Source organism: Streptacidiphilus jeojiense, from assembly GCF_000719095.1.
Classification (GTDB): domain Bacteria; phylum Actinomycetota; class Actinomycetes; order Streptomycetales; family Streptomycetaceae; genus Streptacidiphilus; species Streptacidiphilus jeojiensis.
The window spans coordinates 95,723-107,848 of the sequence record NZ_JOEH01000016.1; the positions used below are offsets into that span (position 1 = coordinate 95,723).

The following is a 12,126-nucleotide window of genomic DNA, read 5'->3' on the forward strand; positions in this document are numbered from 1 at the left end:
GCCGCGGCGGCGGTCCGTCTCCCCCGAGAACGGACCGCCGCCGCACCACTCCCCCGCTGCTTCAACTCCCCGCTACTTCAGCCCGAACGCCTCCAGCACGGTCTGCGTCACCGTGTTGCCGGCCGCGTCCCTGGCGGTGGCCCGCAGCGACGCCACCAGCGCCGACCTGGGAGCCGTGAGCCGGGCCGTCCAACTGCCCGTCGCCGTCCTGGTCAGCTTCAGCGCCTTCCAGCTGCTGCCGTCGTCGTAGGAGACCTCCAGCGTGCCGCCGGTGATCTTCGACGTGCGCGACATCTCGGCCAGTTCGGACGCCGTCAGCGTCAGCGTGGTCGACCGCGAGGCCCTGCCGGTCAGGTCCGTGGCCACGCCGTAGTCCAGCTGGATCAGCGGCAGGGTGTCCACCACGGACGGGTCGGTGGTCCCCGAGGTGAAGGTCCACTCGGTCCGGCTGCCCGGGGTGTACGGGAACGCCCCCACCTGGTTGGTCGCCACGACCAGCCGGTACGGCACCGGGGTCGCGCTCGCCGGCACGTCCGTGTAGATCGCCTGGTAGTTGGACTTCTTGATCAGGGTGCTGCCCTGGTAGAGCCACAGCGTCTCGTTCAACTGCCCGTTGCCCTGGTCGAATCCGCTGTCACCGGGCATGGCGTCGCCCCAGCCGGGGATGTTGACCGTCATCCAGTCGGCGTTGCGCTGCGGCAGCCAGGTCGAGGTGTTCAGCCTCGGGTGCAGCACCGGCGAGAACCAGTCGTACGGCTGCCGGCTGCCCGCCGTGAAGGCCCGCAGCGGGGCGCGCTCCTGCACCGTCTGGCTGCTCGCCTCGTCGTACCAGGTGAACCCGGCGCCCGGGGTGACCCAGTCGGTACGGGTCGCCGGCAGCTGCTGGACCAGGTCGAAGCCGGTGCCGTAGGAGTCAAAGTCCTGCATGTCGTAGCGGCCCTCACTGCCGGTCTGCGCCCCCGACGGGGAGGCGAACCGGTTGTCGACCTCAGCCAGCTGCGAGGCCTTCGGACGGTACGTCAACTGGGCCGGGACCGCGCCGTCATGACGCTCCACCAGGTCGTAGGCGTAGGACGGGACCGGCTGCGACCCCACCGACAGCGTCGTCGCCCGCGTCCCCGCGGTGATCGCCGCCTCCAGCGCCCTGCCCTCGGTCGTGGTCACCGAGGCCACCGCGATCGGGCTGTTCGCCGAGTAGTCCGCGGCGCCGTACCAGTTGCTGACCCGTCCCGGCGCCCCGGAGACGACCAGCAGCAGCTTGGCCCCGGCCGCGACGGCGGCCGCCGCCTGGTCGGTGGGGGCGACCGCGCTGTTGTCGTCCACCACCACGGCCTTGCCCCTGGCGTCCAGGCCCGCGTAGTCCGCGCTCGCGCCCTGCCCGGCGTACACCGCGGCCAGCCTGCTGGACCCGGCCGGGAGCGGGGTCGCCCCGATCTGCTGCAACAGGTCGGTGAAGGACTGGCCCGCGCCGCTGACCGTCAGCATCGGCTCGGCGTCGCGCCAGCGCGCCACGAAGGAGAACGAGCCGTCCGTCACCGGGGCCGTGGTCTGCGCCCACAGGCTGGTGTACTTGACCGGGATCATGTCGCTCTCGTCGAAGCTGGTCCCGCCCGCCGCGCGGTACCACTCCAGCCGGGTCTCCTGGCTCTCGCTGCGCTTCGGCGTCACCGCCGAGACCCGCTGCGCCTGCTGTGCGTCCAGGGCGACCGTGCGGTCCGCCGTCAGCTGGATCTGCGGCGCCGACAGCATCGCCAGGCCCAGGTCGGCGGGGCCCGCCGCGCCGGGCAGGTCGGCCTCCAGCAGCAGCGAGTACTCGCCCTTGGGCAGACGCAGCGTCAGCTTCCCGCTGTCCGGGACGGTGACGATCTGCGCGTCCTGCGAGCCCGCCTCGAAGAGCACCGCGCTGCCGCCCAGCGGGGCACCGGCCCGGTCGGTGGCGTCGACCGTCAGGTTGTACATCTCCGCTTCGTTGTCGATGCCGATCAGCGTGTGCGCGACCACCGCGCCGCTGCTCGCATCGGTGGCGACCAACTGGCCGTCGGTGTTGCCGTAGGGCGCCTTGGCCGGGTCACCGGCGACGGTGACCTGCGCGGTCCCGTTCGCCGGGACGGTCACCGAGGACGCCGAGAGGGTGAAGGCGCCGGCCGGCGCGGTCACGTCGGCCGCCAGGTCCAAGGTCACCGGCGCGCTGCCGGTGTTGCTGTAGGTGACGGTCCTGACGCCGGGCTTGTCGTCGGTGTGCGGCCACGCGTAGTAGCCGGACCAGGCGCTGGCGCTGGCGTGCACCGTTCCCAGCACCGCCGCCCTGGCGTCCACCCGTCCGCTGCCGCCGTCGCCGACCGCGATCTGCGGGGTCAGCGCGGCCGTGCTGACCAGGTCGTCCTTGATCTGCTGCCCGGTCCAGTCCGGATGCTCCTCGGCCACCAGCGCCGCCGTGCCGGCGACGTGCGGGGTGGCCATGGAGGTGCCGCTCATCGTGGTGTAGTAGCCGCTGCCGTCGGTCATGTACTGGGAGCGCGCCGCGAGGATGTCCACCCCCGGGGCGGTGATCTCCGGCTTGGGGTCGCCGTCGATCGCCCGCGGCCCGGTGCTGGAGAAGTACGCCAGGTTGTCGCCCGAGTCGACGGCGCCGACGGTCAGCGCCGAGCTCGCCGAGCCCGGCGAGCTGACGCCGGCCGATCCGCTGTTGCCCGCCGCGATCACGAACAGCGCGCCGGTGGAGGCGCTGAGGCTGTCCACGGCCTGGCTCATCGGATCGCTGCCGTCGCCGACCACGCTCGGGTCGCCCAGGCTCATGCTGATGACCTTGGCGTGCTCGGTCTGCGCGGCCCACTGCATCCCGGCCAGCACCCAGGAGTCCTGGCCGTACCCGGTGTCGTCGAGCACCTTGCCGACCAGCAGATGGGCACCGGGGGCGACGCCCTTCTCCTTGCCGGCCGAGGCCGCGCCGGTGCCCGCGATGGTCGAGGCGGTGTGGGTGCCGTGGCCGACGCGGTCCTCGATGTCCTCGCCAGGGACGAAGCTCTGGCTCGCGTCCACCTGCCCCACCAGGTCCGGGTGCTGGGTGTCGATCCCGGTGTCCAGCACGGCGACGTCCACGCCCTTGCCGTCGGTCCCGGCCGCCCACGCGTCCGGGGCGCCGATCTGCGCGGTGCTGTCCGCGAGGGTGGCCTTCACCCTGCCGTCCAGCCAGATGTGGGTCACCCCGTCGGCGAAGGCCGCCGGAGCCGACAGCGAACGTGCCTGGGCCGAGGCCCCGGTGCCGGCCGGCGCCAGCGACTGCCACATCCCGGCCGCCCCCGCATGGCTGACGGTCGCCGCCGCGCCGCGGATGGAGGACAGCTGCCGGGTCGCGGTCAGCCCGGGCACGGCCGGGGCGGCCGACTTCGCCGCCACCGCCGTGCCGTACTGCACGATCAGCGGCAGCGTGCCGGTGTGCGCGTCGTCGTAGCCGTCCGCGATCAGCGCGGTGACGTCGAACAGCCGCTGGTCCAGCACGCCCGCGGCCACGTAGGGCAGCACCTCGTCGGGGTAGACGTACAGCTCCTTGCCCACGGTCCGGGTCCGCACGCCGCCGGTGAGCCCGTGCGGGCGCTGCACCGTGGCGACGCTGCGCCCGTCGCTGAGGGTCTTCACGGTGACGGTGTCGCCGGTGATCAGGGTGACCGTGCGGGTGACCGCCGTACCGGCGCCGGTCGCGGCGGCGGCCCCGGTCGGGCTGCTCGCGCGGGCGCCGTACGGGGTGACCGCCAGCAGCGCCAGAGCGGCGGCGGCGGATATCAGTCCGCGGCGCCGGAAGAGAGAGGGTGGCACAGGGGTGTCCTCCTGGATCTGCGAGACAGCAGAGGTTGAAAGACATCCTTGGTATGAACATCATCAAAAATAGCCGCCGGGAATGGCGGATAACCGCCCTGGCAGCTATACGCCGGACCGGTCGCCCCACTATCCGGCGAACTGTCAGAACTTGGGCTGCCGACGCTCGATGAACGCTGCGAGCCCCTCCGCCACGTCCGGCGCGGTCCGCGACGCCCGCTCCCACCCGGCCACCGCGGCCCGCGGGTCCCCGCCGCCGAGCTCGGCCGCGATCACCGCCTTCACCGCGCCCTGGGTCTGCGCCGAACGCGAGGCGAGGATCCGGGCGAACTCCAGCGCCCTGGCCTCCACGTCCTCGGCGACCTCCTCGACCAGCCCGAAGACCAGCGCCGTCGCCGCCGGGACCAGCTCACCCGAACAGAGCAGATAGGTCGCCCGGGCCGGCCCGACCAGCCGGGTCAGCCGCACCGTCGGCACCGCCGGGTAGACGATCCCGAGCTTGGCCGGGGTGATGCCCAGCCGGGCGTCCGGCGCGGCGAAGCGCAGGTCGCAGGCGACCGCGAGCTGGCAGCCGCCGCCCACGCAGGCGCCCCTGAGCACGGCCAGGGTCGGATGCGGAAAGGCCGCCAGCGCCTCCTCGGCCCGGACGTTGACGGCGTGGTAGTCGTCCGCCGTCGCCGGGTCCGCGTACACCTCGCGCAGCTCGGCGATGTCGGCCCCGGCGCTGAAGTTCCCGCCGGCGCCGCGCACCAGCAGCACCCGCAGCCCGGGCTCCTCGGCCAGCTCCCGCAACAGCCCCGGCAGCGCCTGCCACATCGCCCGAGTGAGCGCGTTCCGCTTCTCCGGGCGGTCCAGCGTCAGCACGGCGATGCCGTCCTCACCCAGGGCGACCCGGAGCCCGGGTACCCCGTACGGCAGCTCCTGGCGATCCTTCAGCACTGCCCGTACCTCCACCGCCCGGACCTGGACAGGTCCCGTGAACACCATGCTGACCAGGCGCCACTCTACGGTCGGCGCCCGATCGTTCACCGCGCGGGACCGATCCGCCGACCCTAGAGTTCGACGGGTGACCCCACTCGACCGTCGCGGCCTGCTGCGGATCGCGGCCCTCGGCGCCGCGGGTTCGCTGACCGCCGCCTGCTCGGCCAACTCGGGCAGCGTGCACACCGACGACGCCGCCGGCACCGCCCCGTCCAGCGTCCCGCCGTCAGCCCGTGCCACCGCCCTCGCGTCGGCGGCGCCGAGCACCGGCGGCGCCTCCGCCCTGCCCGCTCTCGCCGCCGGGCTGCCGTTCGAGATCACCTCGGGCCCGCGCACCCGCCCGGAGGCCGCGCTCACCTTCCACGGCCAGGGCGACCCGGCGATCGCCGCGGCGGTGCTGGCCGAGGCCGAACGGGCCGACGCCAGGGTCACCGTGATGGCCGTGGGCAGCTGGCTGGACGAGTACCCCGAGATGGCCACCCGGATCCTGGACGGCGGCCACGAGCTGGGCAACCACACCCAGAGCCACGGCCCGATCTCCACCATGACCGCCGAACAGGCCTACACCGAGATCGCCCGCTGCGCCGCCCGGCTGAAGCAGCTCACCGGCAGCCCCGGACGCTGGTTCCGCCCCTCACAGGCCCAGGACTGCACCGCGACGGTGGCCGCGCAGGCCCGCCGGGCCGGCTACCGGCACTGCCTCAGCTACGACCTGGACTCCCTCGACTACACCGACCCCGGCTCGGCCGCGGTGACCCGGACCGTCCTCGACGCGGTACGCCCGGGCTCCCTGGTCAGCCTGCACTTCGGGCACAGCGGCACGGTGAGTGCGATGCCCGGAATCCTCGACGGCCTGCACCGGCGCGGACTGCGCGCGGTCACAACCTCGGAGCTGCTCAGCTGATGCGATCCTCGCCGCTCTCCCGAACCAGGATGCTCCCGCTGTCGGCCTGCGCCGCGCTCGCCGCCGGCAGCCTGCTGCTCGCCTCGGCCTGCTCGGCCGACCACGGCGACCGGACCGCCGCCGTCAACGCCAGGCCCGCGGCCGGGACCGCGGCGGCCTCCGGCGCCGCGGCGCCCGGCAGCACCGACGCCCTCCCCGGGATGCCGCCGCTGCTCTCCCCCACCGACATCTACGCGGCGGACCGTCCCAACGCGCTCTCACCGGTGGTCAAGGACTTCCCGTCCCGGGTCTACGTCCCCAACACCCTCTCGGACACGGTCAGCGTCATCGACCCGGCCACCTACAAGGTGATCCAGACGCTGCACGTGGGCCACCAGCCCCAGCACGTGGTGCCCTCCTGGGACCTGAAGACGCTGTGGGTCAACAACGACCTCGGCAACAGCCTCACCCCGATCGACCCGGCCACCGGCCGGATGGGCGCCGAGGTCGACGTGCACGACCCCTACAACCTCTACTTCACCCCGGACGGCAAGCACGCGATCGTGATGGCCTCGGCCGACCACGCCCTGGTGTTCCGGGACGCGCACACCATGAAGGTGGTCAAGTCGGTCCCGGCGGGCTGCGAAGGCGTGAACCACGCCGACTTCTCGCCGGACGGGAAGTACTTCATCGTCTCCTGCGAGTTCTCCGGCGACCTGCTCAAGGTCGACACCGCCAGGATGGCGATCGTCGCCAGGCAGCGGATCCCCTACGACGGCTCCATGCCGCAGGACGTCAAGATCTCCCCGGACGGCCGGGTCTGGTACGTCGCCGACATGATGGCCAACGGCGTCTGGGAGCTAAACGGCGACACCTTCTCGGTGCCCACCCTGCTCAGGACCGGCGCCGGCGCGCACGGCCTCTACGTCAGCCGGGACTCGAAGTACCTCTACATCTCCAACCGCGGCGAGGGCTCGGTCTCGGTCCTGGACTTCGCCACCGGCAAGCTGGTGCACAAGTGGCAGATCCCCGGCGGCGGCAGCCCGGACATGGGCGGGGTCTCCGCCGACGGCAAGGTGCTGTGGCTCTCCGGCCGCTACAACTCCGAGGTCTACGCGATGTCCACCACCGACGGACACCTCATCGCCCGCATCCCCGTCGGCGACGGACCACACGGCCTGGCCGTCTACCCCCAACCCGGCCGCTACTCCTTGGGCCACACGGGCGTCTTCCGCTGACGGTTCTTCGACTGCGGCATGTGCATGGCTGGTCGCGCAGTTCCCCGCGCCCCTGGGGGGCTGCAACTGGCCCACAGCGGTTCAGTTGCAGCTAGATAGGGGCGCGGGGAACTGCGCGACCAACCATCTACCGCCCGCACTCGAAAACGGCCTAAGCCGCCCCGAACTCCGCCCGCGCAGCCGCAATCTCCTCGGCCGAAATCGTCAGCGTCTCAGCCGGATCCTGCGGAGCAGTCAACTCCGCCTGCCCCGCCGCATCGCTGAGCTTGATCAGCAGCGCCACCATGATCCAGTTCGCCACCGTCGACGACCCGCCCTGCGCCAGGAACGGCAGCGCCTTACCCGTCTGCGGGATGAGCCCGATGACCCCCCCGGACACCACGAACACCTGCAGGATCAGCGTGGCCGCCAGCCCGGAGGCCAGCAGCTTGCCGAACGGGTCGGTGAGCCTGATCGCGGTGTGCATCCCGCGCTGGGCCAGCAGCATGTAGAGCAGCAGTACCGCCATCAGCCCGGCGGTCCCCAGCTCCTCGCCGACCGTGGCCAGGATCCAGTCGCTGCGCGAGGCGAAGCCGATCAGGATGGAGTGGCCCAGGCCCAGCCCCGTGCCGGTGAACCCGCCGTTGGCCAGCGCGAACAGCGACTGGGCCAGCTGCGGCGAGCTCCCCAGCGGCGGCTGCCCGTTGACCACGTGGGTGTAGTAGTCCATCGGGTCCAGCCAGTTGTTGACCCGGTAGGTGACGTGCGAGACCAGCGTGCCCGCCGCCACCGCTCCGGCCAGCGCCATCCCGCAGCCCAGCACCAGCCACCCGGTGCGCTCGGTGGCGATGTACAGCATCACGATGAAGGCACCGAAGAAGATCATCGAGGTGCCCAGGTCGGACTCGGCGACCAGGACCACCAGGCTGACCGCCCAGATCACCAGCACCGGCCCCATGTTCCGGCCGCGCGGCAGGCTTATCCCCATGATCTTCCGGCCGACCAGCGCCAGCGCGTCCCGGTTGGCCATCAGATAGCTGGCGAAGAAGACGATGATGGCCAGCTTGGTGAACTCGCCGGGCTGGAAGGACAGCGGTCCCAGCCGGATCCAGCGCCGCGCCCCGTAGGTGTCCCCGGAGAAGAAGGCCGGGGCCACCAGCATCACCAGCGACACCGCCATCACCAGGTAGGTGTAGCGCTGCAGCACCCGGTGGTGCTTGACCCAGACCACGAACCCGGCGAAGACCGCGATGGCGATCACCGTCCACATGATCTGGCCGGACGCCATGGTCACGTTGTGCGGGTTCTGCTTGACGGTGGCCTCGTCCAGGCGGTGGATCAGCGTCAGGCCCAGCCCGGTCAGCAGGATCGAGATCGGCAGGATCAGCGGATCGGCGTAGGCCGCCCACTGCCGCACCACCAGGTGCGCCACCAGCGCCAGCACCGCGAGACCGCCGACCATGGTGGCGAAGCTGCTCGGCAGCTTGTCGTTGATCGCCAGCTCGACGCTGGCCTCGGCGAAGCCGCAGATCGCGATCGCGAACAGGATCAGCAGCAGTTCCAGGTTCCGCTTCTTCGCCGGGGGCCCGGTGAACCCGGAGGCCCTGGCAGCGGCACCGGGGAGGCTCCCCGCTGCTCGTCGTCCGCCCATCGCGCGCACCCACCCAACCAACTCGCCGTCAGAACCGTCGCATTCTCGCAGGTCTCGTCCCGAACAGGGACGGCCCCCTCGAAGCGACGGTTCCGACGGCGGGTGTTTCGGTCACGCAGGTACCGTAATCAGGCCGCGAGCACGCTCTTGGTGAGCGTCACCGCGGGCTCCAGGGCCAGCTCCAGCACCTGGCGGACGTCCGAGACCGGGTGCACCGTCAGCCGCTCCAGCACCTCGGCCGGGACGTCGTCCAGGTCGGCCTCGTTGCGGGACGGGATGAGCACCGTGGTGATCCCGGCCCGGTCCGCGGCCAGCAGCTTCTGCTTGACCCCGCCGATCGGCAGCACCCGACCGGTCAGCGAGACCTCACCGGTCATCGCCACCTCGGTCCTGACCTTGCGCCCGGAGAGCAGCGAGGCCAGCGCGGTGGTCATGGTGACACCCGCGCTCGGACCGTCCTTGGGCACGGCCCCGGCCGGGACGTGCACATGGACGCCGCGCTCGCGGAGCGTGGTGACCGGCAGTTCCAGCTCGGCCCCGTGCGAGCGCAGGAAGGAGAGCGCGATCTGCACCGACTCCTTCATCACGTCGCCCAGCTGGCCGGTGAGGGTCAGCCCGGTGGAGCCGGTCTCCGGGTCGGCCAGCGACGCCTCGATGTAGAGGACGTCACCGCCCGCCCCGGTGACGGCCAGTCCGGTCGCCACGCCGGGCACCGAGGTACGGCGCTCGCCGGGCTCCTGGGCGGCCTCCGGGGTGTGGTGCGGACGGCCGATCAGTCCGCGCAGGTCACCCGCGGTGACCGTGCGGGGCAGCTCGGCGCCCTCGGCGCCCAGCTCCTGCTGGGCCGCGACCTTGCGCAGGATCCGGGCGACGGCCCTCTCCAGGCTGCGGACGCCCGCCTCGCGGGTGTACTCGCCGGCCAGGCTGCGCAGCGCGTCCTCGGCCACCACGACCTCGTCGGCGCCCAGGCCGGCCCGCTCCAGCTGACGCGGCAGCAGGTGGTCCCTGGCGATGACGACCTTCTCGTCCTCGGTGTAGCCGTCCAGCCGGACCAGCTCCATCCGGTCCAGCAGCGCCTCCGGAATGGCCTCCAGCACGTTCGCCGTGGCCAGGAAGACCACGTCGGACAGGTCCAGCTCGACCTCCAGGTAGTGGTCCCTGAAGGTGTGGTTCTGCGCCGGGTCCAGGACCTCCAGCAGCGCCGCCGCCGGGTCGCCCCGGTAGTCCGAGCCGACCTTGTCGATCTCGTCCAGCAGCACGACCGGGTTCATCGAACCGGCCTCCTTGATCGCCCTGACGATCCGTCCGGGCAGCGCGCCGACGTAGGTGCGCCGGTGTCCGCGGATCTCCGCCTCGTCCCGGACGCCGCCCAGCGCGACCCGGACGAACGACCGGCCCATGGCCCGCGCCACCGACTCGCCCAGCGAGGTCTTGCCGACCCCGGGCGGGCCGACCAGAGCCAGCACGGCACCGCCGCGGCGGCCGCCGACCTGGCCCAGGCCCTTGTCGGCGCGGCGCTTGCGCACCGCCAGGTACTCGACGATCCGGTCCTTGACGTCGTCCAGGCCGAAGTGGTCGGCGTCCAGCACCGCCCGGGCGCCGGCGATGTCGTACTCGTCCTCGCTGCGCTCGTTCCAGGGCAGCTCCAGGACGGTGTCCAGCCAGGTGCGGATCCAGCTGCCCTCGGGGGAGGCGTCGGAGGAGCGCTCCAGCTTGTCGACCTCCTTGAGCGCGGCCTCGCGGACCTTCTCGGGCAGGTCGGCGGCCTCGACGCGGGCCCGGTAGTCCTCCTCCTCGGAGTCCGGGTCGCCGTTGAGGTCGGACAGCTCCTTGCGGACCGCCTCCAGCTGCCGGCGCAGCAGGAACTCCTTCTGCTGCTTCTCCATGCCCTCCTGGACGTCCTTGCGGATGGTCTCCGCGACGTCCGCCTCGGCCAGGTGGTCGCGCAGCAGCTGCAGCGACAGCTTCAGCCGGGCGACCGGGTCCAGCTCCTCCAGCACCTGCACCTTCTCGGCGCCGGTCAGGAACGGCGCGTAGCCGATGTTGTCGGCCAGGTCGGAGACGTCCTCGATGGCCGCGACCCGGTCGACGATCTGCCAGGCACCGCGCTTCTGCAGCCAGGTGGTGGTCAGCGCCTTGTAGTCGCGCACCAGCTCGGCGACGGCGCCGGGCAGCGGGTCCGGCACGGAGGACTCGATCGGCTCGGCCTCGACCCACAGGGCCGCGCCGGGACCGGTGGTGCCGGCGCCGATGCGCACCCGTCGCACGCCCCTGACCAGGGCGGCCGGGTCGCCGTCGGCCAGCCGGCCGACCTGCTCGACCGTCGCCAGGGTGCCGATCGCACCGTAGGAGCCGTCGATCCGCGGAACCAGCAGCACCCGCGCCTTGCGGGCGCTCGCGACGGTACGGATGCCGGGGGCGTGCGCCCCGCTGTCCCGCACCGCCGCCTGCGCGGCCTCGACGGCGGATCGCACGTCGGGGTCGGACAGGTCGAGCGGGACGACCATGCCGGGGAGCACCGCCTCGTCATCGAGCGGCAGTACCGGCAGGGTCAATGAAGAGGCGTTCGCCATGATCTCTCCCCAGTAATCAAAGTTGAGTTACATGGACTAAAGGACATTGACCCCCCTGGTGTTCCCCAACGCTGTTCGCCGTGAGCGATCGGCCTGCTGGGGCAGAATGGCGAGGGTCCAGACAGACCTCAGCAACACCGGAGAGAGCCCCTGCCATGCCCGTCCCGCTCGACCTCCCCGAAGTCCTCGACCGGCGCGACGGCCCCTACGGCGAAGCCGTGCTGCGCCGCCGTGGCGAGCACTTCGAGATCATCGCCAACGGCTGCTTCCTGATGGACACCTCGGACGGCCGCTCCGAGCGCCTGCTGGTCACCGCCGCGCTGGACGCGCTGGCCGAACCCCGGGGCGCGAGCCTGCTGATCGGCGGCCTGGGGGTCGGCTTCTCGCTGGCCGAGGCCTCGGCCGACCCCCGCCCCGGCCGGATCACCGTCCTGGAGCGCGAGCAGGCCGTGATCGACTGGCACACCGCGGCCGGCGCGCCGCTCGCGCACTTCGCCGGCGGCGGCCACGACGACCCGCGCACCCGGATCGTCCACGACGACCTGCTGCGGCACCTCCGCACCACCGACCAGCGCTACGACGCGCTCTGCCTGGACATCGACAACGGTCCCGACTGGACCGTCACCGAGTCCAACGACACCCTCTACACCGAGTCCGGCCTGGACCTGGTGCAGCGGGTACTGGCCCCCAACGGCGTGCTGGCCTTCTGGAGCGCGGCCCCCTCCCCCGCCTTCGAGGAGCGCTTGCGGAGCCGCTTCCCGGTGGTCAGCACCATCCCGGTGGGCGTCCAGGTGGAGCGCGGTCTACCAGATGTCGTGTACCTTGCGATTTCTGTTCCCATGAACGGCGGGTAGAGTCTACGCCCATGCCGCCCCCCGAAAGACCGGTTTGTAGAAGACTGGGCTTCGGGGGACCGCACCGGTCCGTAGGCTTCGGCCGGTGGGAGCGGCGGCAACGGACAAGTACGGACGAGACGATGCGAGCTGGGGCGCCCCCACAGGCGTTCCG

7 protein-coding genes are annotated in these 12,126 nt (G+C 72.1%); 3 read left to right on the forward strand and 4 right to left on the reverse strand.

All coding sequences use genetic code 11. The features are described 5' to 3' along the window. Positions 1–72: 72 nt before the first annotated feature. Both IF29_RS0121390 and IF29_RS0121395 read right to left on the reverse strand, forming a co-directional pair. Complete coding sequence (locus IF29_RS0121390) at positions 73–3,813, reverse strand: S8 family serine peptidase (RefSeq protein ID WP_051725603.1); 3,741 nt, start codon at positions 3,811–3,813, stop codon at positions 73–75. A gap of 144 nt (positions 3,814–3,957) precedes the next feature. Continuing rightward, positions 3,958–4,752, reverse strand: a complete 795-nt coding sequence (locus tag IF29_RS0121395) for an enoyl-CoA hydratase/isomerase family protein (RefSeq protein ID WP_232242325.1) — start codon at positions 4,750–4,752, stop codon at positions 3,958–3,960. Between the two features lie 127 nt (positions 4,753–4,879). Here IF29_RS0121395 and IF29_RS0121400 point away from each other — a divergent pair, with 127 nt between their 5' ends. Both IF29_RS0121400 and IF29_RS0121405 read left to right on the forward strand, forming a co-directional pair. After that, entirely contained in the window at positions 4,880–5,698 is an 819-nt protein-coding gene (locus tag IF29_RS0121400) for a polysaccharide deacetylase family protein (protein WP_030257377.1), read from the forward strand. Next, positions 5,698–6,915, forward strand: coding sequence for a YncE family protein (locus IF29_RS0121405; RefSeq protein WP_030257379.1), 1,218 nt, complete (start codon positions 5,698–5,700; stop codon positions 6,913–6,915). Before IF29_RS0121400 ends, IF29_RS0121405 begins: the two co-directional genes overlap by 1 nt. A 151-nt stretch (positions 6,916–7,066) precedes the next feature. Here IF29_RS0121405 and IF29_RS0121410 read toward each other — a convergent pair whose 3' ends face one another. Both IF29_RS0121410 and lon read right to left on the reverse strand, forming a co-directional pair. Continuing rightward, entirely contained in the window at positions 7,067–8,545 is a 1,479-nt protein-coding gene (locus tag IF29_RS0121410) for an FtsW/RodA/SpoVE family cell cycle protein (protein ID WP_051725604.1), read from the reverse strand. Positions 8,546–8,673: 128 nt separating this feature from the next. After that, positions 8,674–11,118: an endopeptidase La gene (lon, locus tag IF29_RS0121415; protein WP_030257384.1), complete on the reverse strand. Its 2,445-nt coding sequence runs from the start codon at positions 11,116–11,118 to the stop codon at positions 8,674–8,676. Positions 11,119–11,273: 155 nt separating this feature from the next. On the opposite strand from lon, the gene IF29_RS0121420 reads away from it, so the two are divergent. Further along, a complete protein-coding gene (locus IF29_RS0121420; protein WP_037596022.1) occupies positions 11,274–11,972 on the forward strand; it encodes a spermine/spermidine synthase domain-containing protein in 699 nt (232 codons plus the stop codon). Positions 11,973–12,126 lie beyond the last annotated feature (154 nt).